Source organism: Coleofasciculus sp. G3-WIS-01 (assembly GCF_040223135.1).
Taxonomy (GTDB): domain Bacteria; phylum Cyanobacteriota; class Cyanobacteriia; order Cyanobacteriales; family Coleofasciculaceae; genus Coleofasciculus.
In genome coordinates, this window is sequence record NZ_JAVJZI010000058.1 from 1 (window position 1) to 22,813 (window position 22,813).

At 44.8% G+C, this 22,813-nt stretch carries 18 protein-coding genes and 3 pseudogenes; 5 read left to right on the plus strand and 16 right to left on the minus strand.

From position 1 onward, the window contains the following. The coding region (locus RIM23_RS05885; protein ID WP_446365327.1) for a MerR family DNA-binding transcriptional regulator at positions 1–98 on the minus strand (98 nt) is incomplete at its 3' end. Positions 99–213: 115 nt separating this feature from the next. Here RIM23_RS05885 and RIM23_RS05890 point away from each other — a divergent pair. Beyond that, a pseudogene (locus RIM23_RS05890) lies at positions 214–1,137 on the plus strand (cache domain-containing protein); the annotation flags it as partial. Further along, positions 1,135–3,363, plus strand: coding sequence for an adenylate/guanylate cyclase domain-containing protein (locus RIM23_RS05895; RefSeq protein WP_446365329.1), 2,229 nt, complete (start codon positions 1,135–1,137; stop codon positions 3,361–3,363). The pseudogene RIM23_RS05890 and the gene RIM23_RS05895, both read left to right, overlap by 3 nt. Before the next feature lie 181 nt (positions 3,364–3,544). Here RIM23_RS05895 and RIM23_RS05900 read toward each other — a convergent pair whose 3' ends face one another. After that, positions 3,545–4,735 (minus strand): cysteine desulfurase family protein, encoded by a 1,191-nt coding sequence (locus RIM23_RS05900; RefSeq protein ID WP_446365291.1) that lies wholly within the window; start codon positions 4,733–4,735, stop codon positions 3,545–3,547. A gap of 193 nt (positions 4,736–4,928) precedes the next feature. On the opposite strand from RIM23_RS05900, the pseudogene RIM23_RS05905 reads away from it, so the two are divergent. Together RIM23_RS05905 and RIM23_RS05910 are read left to right on the plus strand one after the other, a co-directional pair. Next, a pseudogene (locus tag RIM23_RS05905) lies at positions 4,929–5,222 on the plus strand (DUF4365 domain-containing protein); the annotation flags it as partial. Beyond that, complete coding sequence (locus RIM23_RS05910; protein ID WP_446365293.1) at positions 5,219–5,758, plus strand: hypothetical protein; 540 nt, start codon at positions 5,219–5,221, stop codon at positions 5,756–5,758. The pseudogene RIM23_RS05905 and the gene RIM23_RS05910, both read left to right, overlap by 4 nt. Before the next feature lie 305 nt (positions 5,759–6,063). Here RIM23_RS05910 and RIM23_RS05915 read toward each other — a convergent pair whose 3' ends face one another. The 8 genes and pseudogenes from RIM23_RS05915 to RIM23_RS05950 all read right to left on the minus strand — a co-directional run bounded on the left by RIM23_RS05915 (position 6,064) and on the right by RIM23_RS05950 (position 16,618). Beyond that, positions 6,064–8,403, minus strand: a complete 2,340-nt coding sequence (locus RIM23_RS05915; RefSeq protein ID WP_446365295.1) for a DNA sulfur modification protein DndB — start codon at positions 8,401–8,403, stop codon at positions 6,064–6,066. Position 8,404: 1 nt separating this feature from the next. After that, a complete protein-coding gene (locus RIM23_RS05920; protein WP_446365297.1) occupies positions 8,405–9,088 on the minus strand; it encodes a hypothetical protein in 684 nt (227 codons plus the stop codon). A 46-nt stretch (positions 9,089–9,134) separates the two neighbouring features. Then, on the minus strand, positions 9,135–9,932 hold the full coding sequence (locus RIM23_RS05925; RefSeq protein WP_446365299.1) for a phosphoadenosine phosphosulfate reductase family protein: 798 nt from the start codon (positions 9,930–9,932) through the stop codon (positions 9,135–9,137). Positions 9,933–9,994: 62 nt separating this feature from the next. Then, the gene (locus tag RIM23_RS05930) at positions 9,995–10,597 is read right to left on the minus strand and encodes a Uma2 family endonuclease (RefSeq protein ID WP_446365331.1); all 603 of its coding nucleotides are present in this window, start codon (positions 10,595–10,597) and stop codon (positions 9,995–9,997) included. 204 nt (positions 10,598–10,801) lie between these two features. After that, positions 10,802–11,404 carry a Uma2 family endonuclease gene (locus RIM23_RS05935; RefSeq protein WP_446365301.1) on the minus strand — a complete coding sequence of 201 codons (603 nt, stop codon included), beginning with the start codon at positions 11,402–11,404 and terminating at the stop codon, positions 10,802–10,804. 67 nt (positions 11,405–11,471) lie between these two features. After that, positions 11,472–14,984 (minus strand): hypothetical protein, encoded by a 3,513-nt coding sequence (locus tag RIM23_RS05940; RefSeq protein WP_446365303.1) that lies wholly within the window; start codon positions 14,982–14,984, stop codon positions 11,472–11,474. Further along, positions 14,984–15,922 carry a DUF4007 family protein gene (locus RIM23_RS05945; RefSeq protein WP_446365305.1) on the minus strand — a complete coding sequence of 313 codons (939 nt, stop codon included), beginning with the start codon at positions 15,920–15,922 and terminating at the stop codon, positions 14,984–14,986. Before RIM23_RS05945 ends, RIM23_RS05940 begins: the two co-directional genes overlap by 1 nt. A 261-nt stretch (positions 15,923–16,183) precedes the next feature. Continuing rightward, positions 16,184–16,618, minus strand: a pseudogene (locus RIM23_RS05950) (YidH family protein). 502 nt (positions 16,619–17,120) lie between these two features. Here RIM23_RS05950 and RIM23_RS05955 point away from each other — a divergent pair. Beyond that, positions 17,121–17,651 (plus strand): alpha/beta hydrolase, encoded by a 531-nt coding sequence (locus RIM23_RS05955; RefSeq protein ID WP_446365307.1) that lies wholly within the window; start codon positions 17,121–17,123, stop codon positions 17,649–17,651. Between the two features lie 65 nt (positions 17,652–17,716). On the opposite strand, the gene RIM23_RS05960 is transcribed toward RIM23_RS05955, so the two are convergent. The 6 genes from RIM23_RS05960 to cpcA form a co-directional block, all read right to left on the minus strand. Next, positions 17,717–18,388 carry a HEAT repeat domain-containing protein gene (locus RIM23_RS05960; protein WP_446365309.1) on the minus strand — a complete coding sequence of 224 codons (672 nt, stop codon included), beginning with the start codon at positions 18,386–18,388 and terminating at the stop codon, positions 17,717–17,719. 240 nt (positions 18,389–18,628) lie between these two features. Beyond that, on the minus strand, positions 18,629–19,456 hold the full coding sequence (locus RIM23_RS05965; protein WP_446365311.1) for a HEAT repeat domain-containing protein: 828 nt from the start codon (positions 19,454–19,456) through the stop codon (positions 18,629–18,631). 252 nt (positions 19,457–19,708) lie between these two features. Then, on the minus strand, positions 19,709–19,948 hold the full coding sequence (locus RIM23_RS05970) for a phycobilisome linker polypeptide (RefSeq protein WP_446365313.1): 240 nt from the start codon (positions 19,946–19,948) through the stop codon (positions 19,709–19,711). Between the two features lie 247 nt (positions 19,949–20,195). After that, entirely contained in the window at positions 20,196–21,065 is an 870-nt protein-coding gene (locus RIM23_RS05975; protein WP_446365315.1) for a phycobilisome rod-core linker polypeptide, read from the minus strand. Between the two features lie 288 nt (positions 21,066–21,353). Further along, the gene (locus RIM23_RS05980) at positions 21,354–22,175 is read right to left on the minus strand and encodes a phycobilisome rod-core linker polypeptide (protein ID WP_446365317.1); all 822 of its coding nucleotides are present in this window, start codon (positions 22,173–22,175) and stop codon (positions 21,354–21,356) included. Between the two features lie 103 nt (positions 22,176–22,278). After that, the gene (cpcA, locus tag RIM23_RS05985; protein WP_446338766.1) at positions 22,279–22,767 is read right to left on the minus strand and encodes a phycocyanin subunit alpha; all 489 of its coding nucleotides are present in this window, start codon (positions 22,765–22,767) and stop codon (positions 22,279–22,281) included. Between the last annotated feature and the right edge of the window lie 46 nt (positions 22,768–22,813).

The following is a 22,813-nucleotide window of genomic DNA, read 5'->3' on the forward strand; positions in this document are numbered from 1 at the left end:
ATTTTTCCGGAGTCTGCCCACCTCCTTAGTGTCTTGATTGAGATGCCTAACTCTTTTGCTGCATCTCCTATACTAAGTGTCACTTCTGGTGCTTCCATATCGTTACTGATATAGAGTACCTGACTATTATTACCCAATCAGAAAGAAATGTCCAGAAGTGTCTAGATATTTAGTGGCAGCTTCTAACCCTTTATCCTCCAGATCTTAGCGGCTGTGGGGTTGACTGGATATCTCTCCTTTCGCAACGGACAACAGGCAGTTAACAATCTGGTTACCCAGTTGCAGACCGAGGTTAGCGATCGCATCCTCCAACATATTGATAGTTACATCGAAACGCCCCATCTGGTCAACCATGTTCTTGGGAATGCGGTGCGTCGGGGTCAGGTGCAGACTCAGGATCAGCCTAGTGAACGTTATTTGTGGCAACTGTTGCAGTTTTCCCAGTCTATTAATACCATTCAGTTCGGCAGCGAGCAAGGGGAATACATTGGGGCAGGCTATACCGGAGATGACAAAGTTGTGATTAAAGTCGCTGACGCCTCAACCAACTATAACTTTCAGACTTACACAACCGACAGTCAAGGAAATCGTAACCAACTGTTAGATATCCGCGCCAATTATGACCCTCGCATTCGTCCCTGGTATAAAAACGCTGCCTTTGAAGGTAAAACCCTTTGGAGTCCTATCTATGTCATGTTTAGTCATTCTCGGTTAGGGATTACCCTAGCTGAGCCAGTATACAACGACAAGGGTAAACTATTAGGGGTAGTTGGCACCGATATCTTACTGTCTGAGATTAGTAAATTTCTCAACGACTTAAGAATTGGTCAAACAGGACAAGCCTTTATTATTGAACGATCAGGATTACTGGTTGCTAGTTCCACATCAGAACAGCGATTTATTCGTGATGGCGATAAAACCCAACGCCTACTTGCTACTAATAGCCATGATCCCTTAATTCAAGCAACAGCCCAGTATTTAAGCCAAAGCGTTGACGCCTTAAACCAAATTAATCAAAGCCAACAGTTAACCTTTAAACTAAACCGCGATCGCTACTATTTACAAGTCACCCCCTTCAATGATGCTCGTGGCTTAGATTGGCTGATTGTGGTGGTGATACCGGAAGCTGATTTCATGGAACAAATCCATGATAATACCCGCCTAACTATTAGTTTATGCTTCGCGGCGTTCGTTGTGGCAACCCTGTTAGGAATCCTCACCGCCAGACGGATTACCCAGCCGATTACCCAGTTAAGTATAGCGGCGGCGGAAATTGCCCAGGGGAAATTTGACCAACAGGTAAAAATTGATGGCAAAATCCCGGTTCAGGTGAATGAACTCGAAGTTTTGGCTCAATCCTTTAACCAAATGAGTCAACAGTTGTACTCCTTCTTTACCGCCCTAGAAAAAAATAAAGCCGAGTTAGAGTCACGAGTTGAGCAACGAACCGCCGCCTTACGTTTGTCTGAAGAAAAGTTTGCTCTCGCCTTTCGCTCATCCCCAAATCCGATTACGATTACTACCCTGGCTGAGGGCAAGTTTATTGAGGTGAATGAAAGCTTTCTCAAGATTACCGACTATAACATAGAGGACGTGATCAATCATACCTCAATTGAACTCAATTTTTGGGTTGATCCAGCAGAACGAACCCGAATCCGTCAACGATTACGAGAGACAAGCGCTATTCGGAATCAAGAGTTTAATTTTCATACCAAAACTGGTCAAGTGAGAACTGGATTATTATCAGCAGAATTGATTACAATTGGTGAACAAGATTGCATTCTGGCGGTGATTAATGATATCACCGAACGCAAACATGCTGAACAACGAGTTGAACTTCTGCTCACAATTAGTCAAGCGATTAATGCCGCCCCTGATTTTCAAGCCGCCTTAGAAATTGCCCTGCATCAAGTGTGCCAAACTACGGGCTGGATTTATGGCGAAGTCTGGATTCCGGCGACGGATGGCATGGCATTAGAATGTAGCCGTCGTTGGTATTGCAAACAGAGGGGACTTGCTCCAGAGGATGCAGTTGTCCTCAAAGAATTCCGAGAGTATAGTGAAGCCCTAACCTTTTTACCCGAAGAAGAAATACCAGGACGAGTTTGGTGTCATGGTCAACCAGAATGGATTAGTGATATTGCTACAGAATCTGATGATATTTTCTGGCGACTCAAACTGGCAAGTGAATGTGGTTTAAAATCAGCCTTTGCTGTACCCATCGTTGCCCCGGCGACCTCTCAAAAATCTGCGCCTGTTTTAGCGGTTTTGCTGTTTTTTATGGCAGAAGAACACCAAAAGGATGAGCATTGGATTGAGTTAGTGTCTGTCGTATCGGCGCAGTTAGGTCCAGTTATGCAGCAGAAGAAAGCCGAGGCGGAAATGAAGGCACTTTTTGCCGCGATGACGGATATGGTACTCGTGGTTGATGCGTCGGGTCGTTGTCTGAAGGTCGCACCAACCAATAAAGGAAAGTGGTGTAAATCTCCGGGAGATTTATTGGGGACAACTCTGTTGGATTATTTTGATTCCACTCAGGTTAATTTTATTCTCAATAGCATTCGAGATGCTTTGTTGACTCAATCTACGGTGAATATTGAGTATTGTATAAACTTGGCAGGAGAGGAGATTTGGTTTGCTGCTAATTTGTCACCACTTTCCGATGATTCGGTGATTTGGGTGGCGCGTGATATTACTGATCGCAAACAGGCAGAGGTGGCGTTGCGGTTAGAACAAGAAAAGTCAGAACAATTATTACTGAATATTTTGCCGGAACTGATTGCCGAACGGCTGAAACAAGACCAATCAGCGATTGCTGAACATTTTGATGATGTGACGATTTTGTTTGCGGATATTGTCGGATTTACGCCGCTATCGGCGCGTTTACAACCGATTGAATTAGTTAATTTACTTAATCAAATGTTTTCCACGTTTGACCAGTTAGCCGAACGTCATGGTGTGGAGAAAATTAAAACCATTGGTGATGCGTATATGGTAGTTGGGGGATTACCACAGCCAAGGGCGGATCATGCAGATGCGATCGCGCAGATGGCGTTGGGTATGCAGCAAGCTATGACTCAGTTTCAAGCACAACACAGTGAATCGTTGCAAATTCGCATTGGGATTAATACTGGATCAGTGGTGGCGGGGGTGATTGGGATTAGAAAGTTTATCTATGATTTGTGGGGAGATGCGGTGAATGTCGCCTCACGGATGGAATCGTCGGGAGAACCGGGAAAAATACAAGTCACGGAGGCGACATACCAGAGATTACAGGACAAATTCCAGTTTCAGGAACGGGGTGCGATCGCGGTTAAAGGGCGTGGGGAGATGAAAACCTATTGGCTGATCGGGAATCAGTGATAGGGTGTAGGGGCTCTTTTCACTACTATCATTTTTGACCTCACCCATAAGTATAGCAGTAGACACATCGATTAGGACAAAGGCACCATTGTAGAGACGCGCCATGGCGCGTCTCTACATAAATGATGTGTCCTAACCGCTATGGCGCTTGCTATAACTAAACCCGCCCCGATTCTCTCATCTAGAAATTAATAACTTGACGAATTTGGCTGACGGCTGTTGACAAAATTACAGCGGCTTGACTAATTTCTGTATCTGTGGTAAATTTACCCAAACCGATACGCAATGCTCCGTCTATTAAATTATCCGATAACTTTATTGCTCGCAGCACATGAGACGGTGTCTCTACCCCCGACGTACAGGCGGAACCTGTGGAGATGGCGAGTTGGGAACGGATTCTGGCAATAACTGCACTATTGGGAATATCGGGAATGGAAATGTGGAGATTCCCAGCCAGGCGGTTCGTGGTATCGCCATTAATGACAACGCCGGGAATGCTGTCTTGCAGAAGGGTTTGGAGTTTGTCTCTAGAGGATGCGATCGCGGTTTCATCTTCTGTCATTTCTAACTGACGCAGGCGACAGGCTTCGCCTAAACCGACAATACCCGGAACATTGAGTGTACCCGATCGCATACCTTTCTGATGACCTCCACCCCAGAGAATCGGTTCTAGGGGATATTTTTTTCGCACCACTAATGCGCCTGAACCTTTGGGTCCATAGAGTTTATGGGCGGAGATGGCGAGGTAGGTGATCCCCCAGTCTTGAAAATTGATCGGGATTTTTCCGACAGCTTGGGATGCATCACAGAGGAAGGGAATTCTGTAGGTTTGGGCAATTTGTCCGATGTTTTGGATGGGATAAATTGTGCCAATTTCGTTATTGGCTGCCATAATGCACAGCAAGGAAATGCCGTTTTTACAGAGATTTTCCAGATCATCCAACTCAAGTCTACCTTTGGAGTCAACCTGGAGATTAATGATTTCGGCTAAACCTTTTTTTGCGAGGGTATTGCAGGTGTCTAAAACGGCTTTATGTTCCACTGGGGAAACAGCAAGGCGGGGTATTTTTGAGGTATTACTATGGTGTAATCTGACGAATCCTTGCAGGGCGAGGTTAATGCTTTCAGTTGCGCCAGAGGTGAAGATAATTTCTTTAGCAGATGATCCGATTAATTTAGCGATATGAGTTGCAGCTTGGGAGACAGCTTGTTCGGCTTCATCTCCATAAGTATGGTCAATGCTGCTAGCGTTACCAAAGGCGGTAGTCATGTAGTGTAGCATTTGGCTTGCCACTCTGGGGTCAGTGGGGGTGGTGGAGTGGTAATCGAGGTATATGGGGCGGGATTGGCTAGACGGTTGGGATAGGGGCATGATTCAATTCGGGATAACTGGACACAGGTTCACACGAAATTCGGGTAGAATACGCTGATAAATGGGTAGAATCGCATCTTCATATTCTGTCATTTCCAACTGGCGCAGGTGACAGGTTTCGCCTCAGCCAACAATAGTTGAGAGTTCATTGCTTAGGGACAAGATTTAGGTAAAATACTCTGATAACTGGGTAGAGGGTATTAAGTATCCTCTCAGCGTGAAAAACTATGATGATTTAAGATACGATGAACCCTACAATACCCGAATTTTAGTTGTAGTTTTAGTTCCAGAAAACCCCGCTGATTGGTTGCATCAGTCGGATATGGAACTGTGTTTGAGACGATGCGGTTACTGGGTGTCACTGAAAGGTCAGCCTGCTAGACCTAATCAAACGTCTGTCACTGTTTCAATTCCACGCCAAAATGTTTTTACTGCTGATGCCCTAAAAAGGATTATGGACAGTCTGGGAAAAGGAGAAACGTTATGAAACCAACGATTCAAAATGTTGATTTACTACTGGGTATACAACCGACAGAAGTTGCTAAGTATCTACAATCTCATGGTTGGCATGAACAAAATCGGATGGAAGAGAAAGCTTCGATTTGGACATTACCAGCGCACTCCGAGGCAGAATTTGAGATAATTTTACCGTTGAAGCCTGAAATTCCTGGTTTTGCGTTACGTCTTTATGAGGTGGTGCAAACGCTAGAACTTGTGGAAAATCGTTCTTACTTTCAAATCTTAGGCGATTTGGTCACTCAAGTTACCAATATTCAAATTCAGGGAATTATTACTCAGTTGGACAAATTGGGTGAAGCTGAAAGCGTGATCTTGATGGGGTGTGCTGTCGGGAAGTTCCGTAAAATTCAGTTTGATTTAACAGCAGCAAACTATCCTTTAGCCGTTAAAGCTTATCAAGAACGCTTACCAGTAGTTTGTACGGGGGATTTAGTTAGAGAAAATAGATGCTTTGTGCTGAAAAATATCCGTGATTTTGCCCTAGATGAGTCGTGGAAAAACTGAAGTTGAGTGGTTTGCGATAAGGCAGTTGATTCGATGAGTTACCCAGAATGCTAACGCACGATAATAGTGTGACACAGCTAAAATGGTGGAATAGATTTTACGGTTAAATCGGGCGCACGTCGGTGCGCCCCTACGGTTTCCGGGTGTAAGCGTCATCCACAAAATTAGGTGTACCCGCCACTAAAATCTAGATCAGGGCACGATAGTATCGTGCCCCTACCAAATCAATTATCCCTAAGCTGTGGTAGGGACACGGCATTGCCGTGTCCTATTATCACCATCGTAGTCTAAACTCCAGTTTAAAGTTATTCATTTAAGATTCCTCCTTCAGTTTCATCGGCTGGAGAAGCTAATAGACGGTTTAAGATTTTATCTGTTTTAGCAAACTCTCCGAGACTAGCAGAGATATTCTGCTTACACTTTTCACGTACCTCGGTTTTTTCTGACTCACATCGTTGCTTGACAATTTCATCAATTTCATCTTCTGGTTTGCGTTCACCCAGTAACCTAGCTCGAAGAAGTTGCAGTTCCTGCTTAAATTCTGCTGAATTTAGTGTTGTATTGACAGCAGATTCTATATATTCCTCTCTAAGTTGGAGTATGCTATCAATTAGATTCGGTAAATAATCTCTGTAGGCTTTTGCCAATGATGTTTCACCGGATGTGTTTAGTCTATCTAGGAGGACTTTGTAAGCATACTTTGAGTGAACAATTTCTAAAATTGCATAGCGAAAGAAGATCCATTGTCTTTCATTGAGTTCTTTAACGCTCTGCGCCAGAAGTCCTCGCAGACTTAATTGATTAGGGTCAAATACTCTAGCTCTTGGCTCCTTAACCAAACCTGTCAGAATGCGATGTTCTGTATCCGAACCAGAAGAAAAATAGGCATTTAGTGAATCGATATAGAGATTGGAGACAAATTCAATAACCTGACAGCGTTTATCGTAGGGTGTGTTTACTTCAGCTTCGAGGAGCAACTCAACAACAGAATGAACAGTCATTAAATAGCCAAGCTGGAAGGCTTGGGTGGAAACTGTATCAAAAATCCACTTGGCACAGTTAAGTAACTCTCTTCTGTCTGATTCATTCCCTTCCGTCGAGAAGAATTTGTCATAGTCAATACTAAAAATCCTCGCCGCTCTTCGAGCTTTTATCTCGTCTTCTCGTTGATTAAGAGCAGAAGCGGTAGCAAGGGCGTCCTCAAGCTGATTGGTGATGTAATCGTTAGCCGATTGTCCTTCTTGAATAAGCTTTGCTTCCCGTTCACGAAGACGCTTAATGTGTTCTTCAAAAACGTTTCTGGCGTTAGTGCCTTCAAATAAAAGACTGTAGCACTTTCGCTGTATCGGATCTCCTCTTAATACCGGATCTAATAAGCGAGTGCGTAACGCTCTCATTTCCGAGTTGTGTGCTGCAAAAGGTTTGAACCTGTCAAAAAGTGGCAGCATTACCAAATCTGTAACTTCTGCTAAAAGTTGGACAGCTTGTTGAACTTCATCAGGAGGATAGTATTTTCCCGAGCGGCGGGACAAGGAAGACCATTTTTCCAGTGAGGTTCCAATAAGAATTGAAGCTGGACGATCTGAATTTTGTGTTCTTCTGCCGTCCGTTATATCTTGTGTTTGTTCTAGGTTGAAAGCTGCTGGTACACCAAAAGACGCGGCGGCATGCATTTTATGTAAAGCTACCGCAGATGTATATTCAAGTTGACCGGCGACAACTTCAGTTTTTCGGTGTTGAGCTTCGGAGACGGCATCACCAAATGCAAAAGAGTAAATTCGAGCCACTGAAGATTCTGATTCACCACGACCTTTGAGTTTGGACAATGTTTCTCGCATCATCCTTGCTGAAAAGTCTTCGTCATCTAGGAGGAGTTCCCGTGATTGACTAACGGGTTTAGCATTCTTATTGACAACCAAAAATATTTCTCGGCAGACTGCCTTGAGATCGATGCCTTTCTGTTTGTAGTATTCATTACCGTCATGTAAATCGGGGAAGAAAACAATACAGATAGGTAACTCAATATTTTTTATTTGGTTTTCCTTTAAGGAAAGATGATTGTAAAAAGCCGCATAACTGTTTCCAGACCAACTGTCATTAATCTGTCGGTGTAAAGCTAGAACTGCCATAGCCCGATGTTGTCCATCTACGATAATGAAGGCAGTTTTTTGTCGATTATATCTGATTAATCCCAGAGGACTAATTTGATTTTCAATTACGGCTTTTTCAAAATCAAATAAATCACCAAAGCTGATCAAATATTCACTTTGGTTTTTGGGCTGCGGATAATAAGACTGTATTCCAGTAATTTCTGATTTTTTGGGAGCGAGAACAGCTAAGATCGGTGGAAAAAATCTAGCAAAAGCACCTGACTCTCCTAACAAATAGGGGATGAGATCGTGAGCAACACGAGAATCATCAAGGTCACGCTGTAGAAGCTCATCAAAGGTTAATTCCTCAATATTGAAGACTTCACGCCACGGCACCATTTGAGAGGCTAGGGCATTTTCCCAGCTTCCCTCAGAGCCTGGTTTCATTTTTGTTAATAAAAATTGAGCGCGTACACGATTCTCTTCAGAACCGATAGCAAACTCCCCGTAAGTTCCATAAATTGGGTCTTTTTGAACCCCAAAACTAAATGACATATTAGCGCCTCCCACAGATTGGATCTGAGACAAGTTGTAGAAGCTTTTCCAGAGCGCGTCTAGAAGCCGTTTCTAATTTAGGATCATCATAATCCGAACCAATATCAGAAGGAAAAGAGTTTGTCGGAAATATATGTACCATTAAGTCCCGTGGAGCTATCTTTCTTACCCTGGCTTCTAGAGCAAAGGAGTGGTAAAGATTTAATTTGTCCATTGTTGATTGAACAGTAGCATGAGGAAAAAGATTTAAATATTTACTTACTGAAGAGTTGTCATCCCACATTGCATCTAAAGACAAATAGTGCTGAGTGTAAACTCTGGTGTATAAATCCTTGGCAATGCCAATATAAATAGGTCTTGTAAAAGAATACGCTGCATCAGAATTTAAAAAATCAACCAGAAATTGTTCAGCATAATCAATAACTTCATTAAGTACGTCTATAGGTGACTCTCTCTCAGCACCATAAACAACATTCACGGGAGATTTAGAGACTAAACGAATCCCATATCGCATCTGAATTTCTGTCTTGATTTCTCCTGGAACTTCAAGAAATGAGGCAATTGTCTTACTGATCGCACGAGTATCTCTAGCAAGTGGTCTATAGTACCAAGCATACAAACCTGGCACAGATGGAATTCTTGCAATTTGCATTCCTCCCTGAAATTGCCACTGTTTTCTCTGCATCTACTCACCAGATAAGGTAATAAGTTTATAATAACTTGATTTTTGTTTATAAATTACAAGCCAAGCAAGGTAGTTCATCATCTTCCTCATCTAAAACTGCCTCCAATGCTTCAGCTAATGGTCGATTAGGAGCTGCTTTTTTCTCCCTAGCCATTGCCTTCTCATGTTGAGCAATGATTTCATCTTTACGATCGAGTAGTTCTAAAAGAGTCTCTCCCTCCGTCCAAGTGTAAGTTCTTCCGTCACTGTGGTTTTGCTCATATTTAACCGCCTCGTTAAATAAGTTGGGATGCTCTTCTGCCAGTCTAACCCATTCGTATTTGCGCTGGAAGAAGCAGAAGAAGCAACCAGAGCGACTGCGCCATCGATAATAGTCTGGTAATCCAATTCCGCTTTCCTCAAGTAGACGGATAATATCTGCCTTAACTAGCCCCCGTTCCTTGAACGGAAAGACTGGCTTGATATTGGGCTTGGTAGAGATGTATCCCTCACGACTTTCGTCAGCCCGGATACCAATGTAACTGATGGCTTCGTCGTCACCCACAAACTTCTCTAACGGGAGAATCTTCATCTGCTTGGTACACCAACGCATCTTGGGAGAGGGAAGTACCCCCCCATAGACATCAAGCCAGTGGTCAAACCCACGCTTGGCACTGAGGTAATGGATTTTGATTCCCAAACGCGCTTTGATGCGGTCAAGATAATCGTAGGTCTCTTGCAGTTCCTTGTGAGTGTCACAAAAAAAATATTCCATATCTGGAATCTCCTTGTGCAGTAAGACTGCCAGGGCTGTGCTATCTTTACCGCCGGATAGACCGAGAATGCGTCTGACTGGTTTGCTCATATTCTCGATTGTGATACTTTTTCAGAATTTGAGCAATATGCTAGCGATCGCGTCCTGAAAATTCACCAAATTTTGCTTAAATCCAGCACAAATCCGGGTAATACTGACTCACGGTTAATAGTAGCCGGATTATCCAAACATTCCATCGCTACTCCTGGACGATAAATATAAACCTGTCGCTTTTTGCGGTCAATTAGCCAACCTAACAGCGCCCCATTGTCAATATACTCCTGCATCTTAGTTTTAAGCGGTGTCAAATTATCAGAAGCTGATCGCAGTTCCACCACAAAGTCAGGACAGATGGGCGCAAACGTTTTCTGTTGTTCAGGAGTCAGGGCGTTCCACCGTTCTAATTTTACCCAAGCCGCATCAGGGGAAACCTTTGCACCATTAGGAAGCGTAAAACCAGATGATGAGTCAAATTCAATTCCCGTACCATCCGCATCTGTCCAATTTGCTAATTGCTGATTCAACTTAGCATTTCGGTTTCCCGTGTCCGAACCCGTGGGGGGCATAATTAGTAATTCTCCTGTCGCCGTGCGTTCAATTCGCAAGTCACGATTAATTTGACAGAATTCAAAGAACTGATCATCTGTCAGATTAATTATCGGGTGTAAATGCAACACCAACGGAGAATTTTCTACTTGAGTCGTTGTTTCAATCATTGTCATGGCAAAAATCCTTGGCGGCTGTTGCTATACTGTTTATGGTCACAAATTAAGCTTTTGTCATACTGAATCGAACAGAGTGCAGCGAAACATCTGTTGAGATTCTTCACTCCGCTTCAGTTCCTTCGCTTCGCTCAGGACTCAGAATGACAGACTCTAACCGTGCCTGGTATAATAGTACAGCGCTCTCCCTAGATACCCTCACCAGATTTTGCTTAAATCCAGCACAAATCCGGGTAATACCGACTCACCGCTAACCGTAGCCGGATTATCCAAACATTCCACCGCTACTCCTGGACGATAAATATAAACCTGTCGCTTTTTTCGGTCAATCAACCAACCTAACAGCGCACCATTATCAATGTACTCCTGCATCTTAGTTTTGAGCGGTGTCAAATTATCAGAAGCCGATCGCAGTTCCACCACAAAGTCAGGACAGATGGGCGCAAACGTTTTCTGTTGCTCAGGAGTCAAGGCGTTCCACCGTTCTAGTTTTACCCAAGCCGCATCAGGGGAAACTTTTGCACCATTAGGAAGCGTGAAGCCTGTACTAGAATCGAAATAAATCCCCGTTCCGTCACGCTCTGCCCAAATTCCCAACTGCACAATCAACTTAGCATTTCGATTTCCCGTGTCTGATCCGGTGGGGGGCATAATCAGCAATTCTCCTGTCGCCGTGCGTTCAATTCGTAAGTCGCGATTAATTTGACAGAACTCAAAAAACTGCTCATCTGTCAGATTAATCACTGGATGTAGGTGCAACATCAACGGAGAATTTTCTACTGGAGTTGTTACTGTAGTCATAGCACCAAGCCTTGGCTGCTGTTCCCTTATGTTTGTTGACAATTATTATCGGATCATAAATGACAAGCTAGGCATAGCCTGTTTTTTTTTCGTCCCCTCGATTTTGACGCTTTTCCCCAATTTGAGGCAATGTTTCAGACGCTAAATCAAACACTCTCTCATTCAGTCTGGCAATAACAGCTTGTCGCAGTTGCCTGTTATCGGGCAGCATTTTCAGCACGTTTTCCACCAATTCCTCAACTCTATCCTGGGACTCGCGATCAATTCCCACAATTTGATTAATTTCTTGCCCATCCGGACGAGTTACTGTGATTCTACGTGCCTCAAATCCCCCACCTTTGGCATCAATTTCTACCCGCAACGCTTCCAAATTCTTAAACCGCCGAGCCACATCTGAGAGGTTAATTTCAAACTGAGTCATATCTTCATCACTCCAAGACTCAGCCGGCTTATCTGCCACAATCATCACTAGGGCTTCTAACCATTCGGTATCTGTTTTGGTTTCATCAACTGCCGCTCCGATGAAACGTTTCAGCATACTCTCAACACATTGTCCCACTAGACGACTGGCTCGCACTCTTAAATCTTCCCGCAATTTAGCTTCATTGCTGCTAATCCCAAAGGCATCGTGCAATCGTGATTTACAGTCACTCAGTAAGCAGTCATAAGCCGTCTGAATCTCGTGCAGCGCTTGCACTAACTTTTTCCGTAAGGTTTTCGCTGTCTTACCATCGTCAACTTCATTCGTACCAATGGCTGGCAATCCGCAAGCTTCAGGTAAGGATTTAAACAGTAATACATCGGGTTCCTGGGCTTGCTTCAAGGTTTGTAAAACCGCTTGTGCTTCTGAACTGAGGCGCTTGGTTTTCAGCGTGTACGCAGGTAGCTTTTTCACAAACTGAAATAGAGGCTTTGCCACCGCCAACAGAGTTACATTCCTGACTCCCGTAGGCATTCGAGACTGAGGCGATTTCAACACCGCTTCGAGTTCCTGAAAGACTCGCGATCGCAACCCCACGACTTCAAAATACTTAACCGCAAAGCGTGAGGGATCTTTCACCAATAGCTCAAAATGCTCTGAACCCAAAATCGGGATAAATGTCCCATCTTTATAAACCCCAACATCATCGGTGTGGTACAGCAAAACTGCCGCTAACAGTACTGGAATCGACCCTTGCTTGACGCCGAATGGTGGTGATTCTAGTTTTTGGTAGAGTTTATCTAACGGCTTTTGTTGATCATTCGCCGCTGTTTTAAACCCCTCAATTGCCTGCCAAACCGTCCATACATCTGAATTTTTTCCCGGTGGATAGAACCCCCAACCGTCCTCCTCCTGTCGATGAATTCCTGTCTCACCGAGCAAGGAATAATACATGGCGACTTCTGGACCATACCCCGTTAATCCTAATTTTTCTACCTCGGCATTTTCCAACATCGCCTCAATTAGTTCCCGTCTCGCCTTAGCGCCTTGAGAAGTGAGTTCACGGCGATTAATCAACTCATTCCAAAGAATCGGTGTTTCTGGATAAACCCTGTCACAAACATCTGATAACTTGGCATTAAAGTCTGTTGCATGGCGGATAGTTTCTCGTTTCCCCTGAATCCAACAAACATTCTGATTCACCGCTACATCAAACGCTTGACTCAAACTTTCATCAAGCAATCGTTTCGTCTCGAATAACCGATACTGAACTTCCCGTCTCGCCACCGCATCCGTCTGAAGTTGAGCCGCACTACTCTGGATTTTCTCAAGTGCAGCAAATTCTAGCGCCCTAATTCGCAGAATACCCAGTTTTCTCGCACACAAAACAATTAACGGCTTCTCATCGGCTGTCAAAGCCGGGGGTTGACTGGGTAATTCCTCATCCAGCCAACAAGCAATTAATCCATCGCTATCTTTACTCTGACAACGCAGTTGCGCTAAATCCTGTGTCCCATTAACATAGTGTCGCTCAAAATACCGCAACGTACCTGTTTTATAACTATGCCGTTGCGCTACTAACGGCTTTAGGGGATAGGTTTGTGACAAAAGACTAGACAGAGGCGATCGATCTTGCTCAATCAGCGCCGCCACTTCGCCCTCAACATTAAAATCAGAGCCTTCCCAAAGCCGCAGTTCATCCAACAACCGACGATGGGTAATCACATTTCGTCTTAATAAACGATCAATAATATCGTCCCAATACTGCGGCTCTTGTTCCTCATAAGGTGAATCGCACATTGCCAGCGTCACCAGTTCGTGAGTGGCTTTCACCGCACCCGTTGTTGTCACTAAGTTAAGCAAGCCAATGGTCTTTAAAACCCTAAGAGAATCCGTATCCAGATGTTTAGCATCGGCAATTAAATTCTGAATCTCTACCCACCGCTGCAAACCCAATCGAGAACCTAAACCCAACCCGGTGGCTTCTACGAAGTAATCATAAACCCGATCCAATTTCAGGGTTGGCAATGGTTCACCATTCACCCTTGTTTCATCCAAAAACTTCTTAAATGAATAGGGTTCAGAACTGGTGAGAAACGTAAAGAGTGAACGGTCATTTTGCCCATACTTAGCGCATAGCATGGGCAACACCAACGCCGAGAGGGGATGTAACGGATACACCGCTCCCAGAACTTGCGGTGTCAGTTCTTCCGCCATGGCGATGTCTTTCCATCGCTCATCCAACCATTCCTCTGCTTGGTTATTGATGGCATCATGAAAACTTTCTGCCTGGGATTGATCAATAACTTGACCAATCAACCGCACCATTTGTCCAGCCGATTCTGTAAAGGGAATATCTTCAAACCGCCCTTGAATCTTTGCCCATTCGTTCCGTTGGACACTAGCTAATCTCTGACCATACTCAGCAAAGGCTTGGTGCAGTATCCCCAGTATATACACGGGATAATGCCCAACTCTGGGCAGTTCAGTTAACTGCTGCAACAAATATAAATCTTCCGCCCCTTCGTTATAGGCGGCAAATTCCAGATTTTTGCCTAACTCATCAATAATTAAAAAGACACCCGTTTGAGCCGCCTGAGCGAGTTCCTGCACCATCTGAGGAAGCCCTCGGCTGTCAACGGTTTCTCCATTAGCAATTGCCGCTTCCCAGTCCAAAACTTGACCAGCAATGGCAGTTTTTGAGATCTCTGCTGATGACCAAAACAGCCGAATCCCTCTAGCTAAAGCCCGAATCACCGTATTACCAATCGGTTCTCGCTGTGCTGTAGCCACGGCTCTGACTAAACCTTGCTTGGTTCGCGTTTCCTTGAGACGACAATACTCTACACTATCAGCGCCCAAAGCGTTTCGGGCAATCTCCAGCGCCTGCTGCTTAATCCTCTCGTTGTCTTTGGCACATAGAGCCGATAAAAAGTGAGCAAACGCTGACTTCCCCGTACCATAAACACTGGTTAACGTCCAAGCCCGCTGGGATTGGGAGTCTTGCCAACCCGCTAAAATTCGTCTGAGGGCATCAACGGAGCGAGTGGTGGGAACATAGCCCTCCAGGACATCGAGTTGCTGCAAATCTCGCTCTAAATTAATCGAGCGAGAATAGCGCCGATTGAGGCTGAAATAGTCAGAGAGTGGTCGTTTCATTACTTTGCCCCACCGCGTCTTCTCGTACTGTAGTACCTGTCTAGGATATCGTGTGCCAACTCCTTTGCATCTTTTTTAAAGGAAAACTGAATCAATCCCGCCGAGTCAGAGAGGGTGAGATCCTTTGAGAACCGCTCAACCTGTTCGATGGCGTCACAGATGGCACTTTCATTCAGCTTGAACGCCAAACCAGGGCTACCTGGATCAAAGGTAAGACTGGCAATCGATATGGTTTTCTGATTCCCTTTAAACGCGGCAAATTCCAAACAAGCAGCAACGATAACCTCGGCTGGTAGATGGGCTTTTGCCCCCATTTGAAACCTGTAGTGCTTGGAGTTCCCTAGGGTTTGGATAATGCCGAGTTCAGCAAAAGGACAGTCAATGGAATCCTCACTCACGCCTGTCTTGGTATCTGGTTCTACATACATCCGCAAGATGCAGGTGATGTCTTTTTTCAGTGAAGCATCGACAATACGACTACCCTGACTATCTCTATAGTCACAAAGCGCCTCAAATAAATCATCGGCTGAAAATTCAACTGGGCGAAAGACATGAAACGCAAAATACCAAGCCGTCGCCGAGCAGGTGGGTTTGAGGAGATGCCAATGGAGTAGCCACAGCGAGGCGGGATCTTCTAAAAACTCATCCCAAGCGTTATCCGCCAACAGTTGTTTGCCAAATTCTGAAGGAGTATCATTGTCCAGCACTTTAAAAGCCGAACACCAGTAACGAATCGAGCGCACCATATTCTTACCCACACCCAAACGTACCGGTGCATCCTCGCGCAAAAAAATTCCTGGATCTTCAGTCGCCTTGTCAAAACCCTTCTTCAGCCAGCCAAACCGAGGATGAAACGTCTCGTGGCGGGCAAAGACAGGATTAACCGCAGGAACTTGATTATCGATTTCTGGTAAAGAGAGCGTAGTTTGTTCCACCATGAAGTGCTATTTTATGTGCTGATAGAGCCAGGGGTTTCAGGATTTCTTATTGTAAACTCACTCCCCATCCTTGACATTATGGTTTTTATGTGCATTTATAGGATCTCGTGACCACATCCCTTGCACCAACCTTAAACCACTTTGATGGCAATAGAGTCTGACCTACAGCCAAGGTAACACGAAGACGCGATCGCACCGTTCGATTCCCCTCTAACTACCTAACAACGCATCAGGGTTTCCACTGTCAATTTTGGTGATTCTTCAGTAATGAGACTGTTGCTTGTTTGGGGGCGACGCTGGAGGAGTGGGTATCTGATTGCGCCAAAACACAAACGGAAGACTTAGAGCTCCCAGAACCATGACTATCCCAGTTGTCATCCAAATTATCAATCGATTTGGTCGATAATCTCCTCGCTCAATTTACCAAAACACCCTATTATAACGCCAAGCGGCTAAGGCGATTGTCACAATTCCAAAAACGACCAGCATTACTCCCAGGTTCTCAGAGTTGAACAGAGGATGTATTTCTACTTCTGCTTGAGTCACTGCTACTTGAATTTGACGTAAAAAGATGCCAAATCGAGCAATAGCAAAACCAAACCCGATTAAAGAAATCGAAGTTCGCAGCCAAGCCAAAAATGTACGCTCGTTGGCTTGATGCTCCCGCTGACGATCGACTTGCGGCTTTCTCACCATAAAATCATTAAGATTAAATTCTTACTTTTGACGAATAATCTCTTCTACCTTGTCAGTTCTAATTCTAATGAATGATCTTGTTTAGTTCTATAACAAATCAGATCTGCATAAAAAATTATTATTAGTTAGAGGAAGTGGATTTATCTGCTTCACGCTTAAGCTTAAGATCATAGAGAATAACATATTGAAAGATTCACTTGAAAGACATGTAGCCATCAGCACAACTGTCAAAAGTTAGATTTTTATCCGAAACCCAATAAATATTGACCCGGAATAGTTGTTGAATAACATTTTTAAAGACAAGTATACACCTACCTGATAGCTGTAAATATGATAGAATGTTATTTGTCAAGATGATAAAGGGGAAAAAGATTTTAGTTATAAATAGTATTTTCTATCTTTAGAGAGATGCATGAACTAAAAATATCCCCACCGGGGGAATAGAAGAATTAAGATTACTTCTTTACCCTTAGCTCAAGTAAAAGGAAAAGGTATTTAAGAAATGTCTTACTATCTACCACTTTCAAAGCGTTTAATTTTAACTTTAGTCACACTTATGGGTGTGTTTCAGTGGGGTGTTCGTGCAGACGCCGCAGAATCGGTAGTGCTAAAATACCGATTTTTACGAGAGACAGTATCGGTAGAGGAGTTAACAACCTTTGCGGAAACAGGGGAACTCTCGACTTCACTGCAAGCTTATCTAAAAATGGCGGGAAAAGAACCAGCAGAGTTGCGGCAAGTTTTGACAAAAGAGATGGCTGTAGATCCAATCCTGCTTCATCGGGTACTCAATAGCCTCCCTGGGGAATTACTGTTGGATCAAACCAGCCAAGTCATTCATACTCCTACAAATCGGGCAAATCGCCAGTCTTTACGAGGCGCTTTGATGAGTTCGGCTTTACCGAATGGGAAAATTACTCTAATCGAGACGTTGCAACACTACCCAACTCCAGAAGTTCATGTTGAGGGTAATCGCCTTGTGGAAGTGGTTCAGAAAATTAGTCGGATAACGGAGCGCTTGCCAAAGCTATAGTTGTTAGCTAGGGGTAAGCTGTCACTCATTTAAATTGGCAATGGGTAGCGAGCAAGATGCTCGTATTATAAGGATGTTGCAGTTGTTGACCCAGCTTCTGCCATTTCCGGTTGCAGTTGCGCTAAGGCAAATTGTACGCGGGTGCAAACTGCCAAATCTGACTCATCTTTCATCAGTTGCTCAAAATGAGCAACTATCTGCTGCCAATAATCTGGTTGTGTTTCGGCTAACGCTGTGGCTAATCCTTGCAATCCCACCACGGAAGCATAACGCACCACCCATTCGGGATCGTAGGATGTTACCTGTAGAGTTTTCAGCACTCGCCCTTGGGCTGAGGGAATTTCTTCAGGAGACAATTTTGACCATTGTACATTTCCTAACCCCTTCGCCGCCGCACGACGCACGCTTAGGGCAAAGTCAGTTTCAGCCGCATTCAGTAAGGTTTCTAAGGCTCTGGGGTCAGCAAGTTGGGCTAATGCTCGAATCGCCCAAGCCCTTCCTCCATAGTTATACTCGTCAAGCAGTTTAAGTAATGGTTTTACTGCCACATCTCCTAATTGCACTAATCCATCGACGGCGGCGACGGCGGCACCGGGGTTGTTATAACTGAGAACGGCAATTAATGTGGGAATCCCCGCTTCTATCTTGGCATTGGCTAAGGTTCGCACGGCGGCGATTAAGCGAGGGGCAGAATCGGCTTGTTCAACGGATTGAATTAGGTTTTGGTCATTTGTCATTTGTCATTTGTTATTCTCGCAAGGCGAGAATCAAGTTCTATCATTCGTTAGGTGTTATATTGTGTTTCCTAGGTTATCATCAGTATAAGGTACTTATGTAGGGGCGCCAGTCTTCATCCGTGTCAACTTCAGCCATAATCCTCGCCCTTTATCGCTTCCTGCTTTTGCCGCTACTAGGGGGAGGCGGAGCCTCCTAAGGAGCATTCCTAGGCAGAGCCTAGGAACGAGGCTAATATAAGGCTATAGCAAATCATCCATCAGGTTAATCACATGGATGGCTGCTTCTGATAGCTCAACGGATTCGCTGGCAGAGTTTTTCACTTCATGCTCTAATAACCCTTTGAGAGAAATGAGCTTTAAACTATTTTCAGCTAGGGTTTGGGCGATCGCATCTGCTGCCTTTAAGTAGCCAATCGCCCCTAAATCGGCTAATACAGCCCGTCGTAGTTGTAACTTTTCCCCCTTCAGGGCTTGCACTAAGCGATCGCCATAGGCGGGATTTTCGGTTAACTGATACATGGCTCGTGTGGCGGCGTACTGTATCCGTTCTTGATTATGCTCTAGGAAGGGTTCAATTAATGCGATCGCGTCTTTTGCCCTTAAACTGCCTAACGCCTCTATGAGTGCATTGTAGGGTTGTGCCAAGTGCGGTGATCCAGGTACAGGTGATCCCACTTCTATCCCACCCTCTAATAACCGCATTAACTGAGGAATACAAACGGGATCACCTAACATCCCTAACGACTGCGCGGCGGCTTCCCGCACATAGAAATCCGAACAGTCTAGACAGTTTATCAGAGGCGCAACGGCTTTGCGATCGCCTAACTTTCCCAGCGCCCTTGCTGCATTTCGTTTCAAGGGGTATCCGCCCGCCTCGGTGCAATCTGCCTCTTCCTCTAGGGCTACAATCAAGGCTTCAATTACAGCAGTTTCCCGAACCCGAAATTTTCCCAGCCACCACGCGGCATAATAGCAAAGACTTAAATCATCCCGTTGTTTGAGGTTCGCGAGTGCTTGTTCTATTGTTAAAGATTCGCCACCACTCGATTGTTCAGTTACAAATGTCATTTGTCTTATGTCATGCACTCGTCTGGGCGGGTTTAGTTATATCTGGGTTAAGTAAGAAACGATAGTAGTCAAAAGAGCCCCGACAAACCCGGTTCCTTTGAACAAAGCGAAGGATCACACACCATGTCCGACTAGCGAAGTGAAAGGTCAACACTATTCTTTCTTAGCTGGTAATCGGTAACAGATATGAAGTATTTTTTTACCCCTTACCCCTTACCGTTTACCAGCCTTCAGTTTAATTTAATCAGCCAACTAACTGCCAGAATTCACGGGATGAATATTGACAATTGTCCCTCCCATGCGGGTAATGCGGCGCATTTCTTCATTCATGCGATTGTAAGGCACTTTAATGAAGACACTGCCGCTTTTGCGAAAGGGGTATTCATTTTTGTCGTTGGTTTCATTTTGACGCAAACCCGTGACTTCATAGGTAAAGAAACGACTCCCCGATGGAGTGTTAGCCGCACTGCTTGTTGCTACTTGACCTAGCATAGTAATCAATTCTCCTTTTTTAACTATTTAATTATCAATCATCCAAGTTTCTGATTTAGACCGATAAACAGCTATTTTTATCCGGCTTCATTCTCAACTTTTCCGCTAAATCGACATACCAATGGGACTAGAGTCTCAAGAGTTAGGAGATTAGAAATAATATAGCGATTTCCGCTATTTTCTCTCTAGTCCTAATCTCTCCAGTCCCCAGTCCCATCTAAATTAGGTCAACTTCTGCCTTCTTCTACTAAGCAGGTGTAATGCTAGCCACTTTACCCCCCAGACGGTTAATCTGTTGGAGTTTGTTGGATAGTTCCTCATAAGGAACTAAGAAGGCTTTGCTGCTGCGACGAACTTTCGGATATCTGGGATTAATAATGCCCGATACTTCGATGCGATAAACTTTGCCTTGTGTGCCATAAGGGACAGAACCCCCTAATGCCTTACTGGGCGTTTCACCCTTCCCAGACGGGCGATATGCCCAGCCTTCATTTGCACCCGATGGTCCCACAACGGCTGACGAAAAATTCTGCGCCAACTCAGTCGCCAGACGCGAGTCACTTCCTTCCAACTGGGCGCGATCGCTATTGGCATAACCGCGATACAGTCGGAACATACGGGTAAACCCGACAGTTTTCTGACCCCTTTGAGTTGCAAAACCGCGATAATAAGGAACGATATAGTCGCCGAAGTTTTCTTGATACTCTGCACTATCGATGTAAGAGTCAATATCAGCGTCGTACCCTTGAGTTTCGTACAGATCCAGGTGGTAAATTACCTCAGACTCATCGTAAGGTGCGCGACCCAATAGGTGCTTGTAATTGAGTTCAATTACACGAGTTTGAAAACTGCCGTAGAAAAACTTGGTTTTATAAAGTTCTGATTTGGCAACGCAACGCACAAACTCACGCACGTTGATATACCCGTTCCGCAGCAATGATTCGGCACTGGTTAAGCGTTCAGACGCCATCACATAGTCATTGCCCAACAGTTGACGGTATACGGCGCGAATGACCGCTTGGATGTCATATTCAACCCAATCGGGGCGCAATTCTACTGGAGTTGGATTACTATACGCTTCTGTCCCTAGTCGGGAAGCTGCTGTCGTAATAGCCACTTAAATTTCTCCTGATTAAACGCCAATGTTGAAATCGTGAAGTACCCCAACTTGCTTCGCTCTTATTTGGCTTCCAACCTTTTAAAAACAAGGACGGTCTTATTCGTCTTTGGGATTTCCCGCTTCATCCGCCGACGCCTCCAAAGGTTGCCCTCTATTGGTCTTACTCCGCGTCCACAGGCAGCTGCCCGTCTTCCACAGGCAATAATATTTTGTTAGTCCGCTTGGTTGCGAGCGGTTTATGGTTGTACAGACGCGCCAGTTTGGTCTGTACTATCTGTACTATCTTTAAGCGGGTATGATGTTCGTCACCTTACCGCCCATCTTATTGATTTGTTGTAACTTTTGGGAAAGCTGCTCGTAAGGGACGTAATATTCCGTCTGACTGCGGCGGATTCGGGTCATGCGTCCGGGTTTGGGGATTTGAATCACCCGCACGATATAAATCTGCTCGCGAGTTCCGCCCTGAGTACCCACGATCGCTTGTCCTTGCCGATCAGCGTAGATCGGAGACGAGGTATTCAGTGCGACTTCCCGCAACAGACGAGAACGATTCCCCGCCGGCTGAGTGCGATCGCTACTGCCTAATCCGCCAAATAGTTGGAAGATCCGGCTATACCCGACGGTTTTCTGACTACGTTGGGTTTCAAATCCAATCGGATAGGGAACAATGGACTGACCAAAGTTCTCTTGATACTCCATTGAGTCAATGTAGGAGTTGATCTCCGCCTCATACCCCTGTTGATCATACAGGTCAGTATGATAGGCAATCTCTGACTGGTCGTAGGGCGCTCGTCCCAAAAAGTGCTTATAATTCAGTTCGATAAATCGCACTTGTGGGGTGGAGTAGAAAAACTTTTCCCGGTATAGTTCCGATTGACCCAGGGTTCTAATAAAATCGCGAACCGTTATTTCGCCATGGCGCAGCAATGATTCAGCACTGGTTAACCGCTCAAATTCCATCAAGTTATCGTTTCCGAAGACTTGTAGATAAGCGGATCGGATCACCAATTGCAAATCATCTTCTGTCCAATTTTGACGCAGCTCCACTTTTGGAGACTCAGCAAATGCCGCAATTCCTAATCGCCTTGCTGCCGTTAAACTTGTCATCTTAACCCTCCCTGAAAATGAATAAAACGATACCCGGAAACGCAAACAATTGCTAACCCTTGCCAGCTAACAACTGCTTGCCTTTCCGGGCAAGACGATCGAACTAGCTCAGGGCGTTGATCGCATAGTCAAGATAGGAATTGGCTTCAACGGCGGGATCGCCAGACAAGCCATGGTTAGCTTTGATGTACTTGAGGGCTTCAATGTACCAGCTAGGAGACAGTTCAAAGGTGCTGTTGATTTCATCAATCCCAGCAATCAGGTACTCATCCATCGGACCTGTGCCACCTGCAACTAAGCAGTAGGTTACCATCCGCAGGTAGTAACCGATGTCACGAGAACACTTGGCTTTCCCTACAGGAGTAGAAGCGTAGTTCGGTCCCTGCATCTGAGTGGTGTAGGGGAACTTTTGGTACACCGCGTTAGCTGCACCATCAATCAGCATTTGTGCTTTGTCAGTTAAGGCTCTAGCTGCTTGTAAGCTGGCTTGAGCTTGCTTAAACCGACCAAACGCAACTTGGATTTCGGTGCTGCTTAAGAAACGTCCCTGGGAATCGGCAGCGGCGACTGCTTCTGTCAATGGCGTCTTCATCGTCGAGATATCTCCTTAATCTTTTGCTTACTTTTTCAAACGTTTT

What these genes read in the sequence shown, in the direction of transcription:
- RIM23_RS05935 (WP_446365301.1), bottom strand. Translation starts at nt 11,404, where the DNA reads ATGACTACAGTAACAACTCCAGTAGAAAATTCTCCGTTGATGTTGCAC.
- RIM23_RS05980 (WP_446365317.1), bottom strand. Translation starts at nt 22,175, where the DNA reads ATGACAAGTTTAACGGCAGCAAGGCGATTAGGAATTGCGGCATTTGCT.
- cpcA (WP_446338766.1), bottom strand. Translation starts at nt 22,767, where the DNA reads ATGAAGACGCCATTGACAGAAGCAGTCGCCGCTGCCGATTCCCAGGGA.
- RIM23_RS05930 (WP_446365331.1), bottom strand. Translation starts at nt 10,597, where the DNA reads ATGATTGAAACAACGACTCAAGTAGAAAATTCTCCGTTGGTGTTGCAT.
- RIM23_RS05970 (WP_446365313.1), bottom strand. Translation starts at nt 19,948, where the DNA reads ATGCTAGGTCAAGTAGCAACAAGCAGTGCGGCTAACACTCCATCGGGG.
- RIM23_RS05915 (WP_446365295.1), bottom strand. Translation starts at nt 8,403, where the DNA reads ATGTCATTTAGTTTTGGGGTTCAAAAAGACCCAATTTATGGAACTTAC.
- RIM23_RS05910 (WP_446365293.1), top strand. Translation starts at nt 5,219, where the DNA reads ATGAAACCAACGATTCAAAATGTTGATTTACTACTGGGTATACAACCG.
- RIM23_RS05955 (WP_446365307.1), top strand. Translation starts at nt 17,121, where the DNA reads ATGTCTTACTATCTACCACTTTCAAAGCGTTTAATTTTAACTTTAGTC.
- RIM23_RS05960 (WP_446365309.1), bottom strand. Translation starts at nt 18,388, where the DNA reads ATGACAAATGACCAAAACCTAATTCAATCCGTTGAACAAGCCGATTCT.
- RIM23_RS05945 (WP_446365305.1), bottom strand. Translation starts at nt 15,922, where the DNA reads ATGGTGGAACAAACTACGCTCTCTTTACCAGAAATCGATAATCAAGTT.
- RIM23_RS05895 (WP_446365329.1), top strand. Translation starts at nt 1,135, where the DNA reads ATGGAACAAATCCATGATAATACCCGCCTAACTATTAGTTTATGCTTC.
- RIM23_RS05965 (WP_446365311.1), bottom strand. Translation starts at nt 19,456, where the DNA reads ATGACATTTGTAACTGAACAATCGAGTGGTGGCGAATCTTTAACAATA.
- RIM23_RS05900 (WP_446365291.1), bottom strand. Translation starts at nt 4,735, where the DNA reads ATGCCCCTATCCCAACCGTCTAGCCAATCCCGCCCCATATACCTCGAT.
- RIM23_RS05940 (WP_446365303.1), bottom strand. Translation starts at nt 14,984, where the DNA reads ATGAAACGACCACTCTCTGACTATTTCAGCCTCAATCGGCGCTATTCT.
- RIM23_RS05925 (WP_446365299.1), bottom strand. Translation starts at nt 9,932, where the DNA reads ATGAGCAAACCAGTCAGACGCATTCTCGGTCTATCCGGCGGTAAAGAT.
- RIM23_RS05920 (WP_446365297.1), bottom strand. Translation starts at nt 9,088, where the DNA reads ATGCAGAGAAAACAGTGGCAATTTCAGGGAGGAATGCAAATTGCAAGA.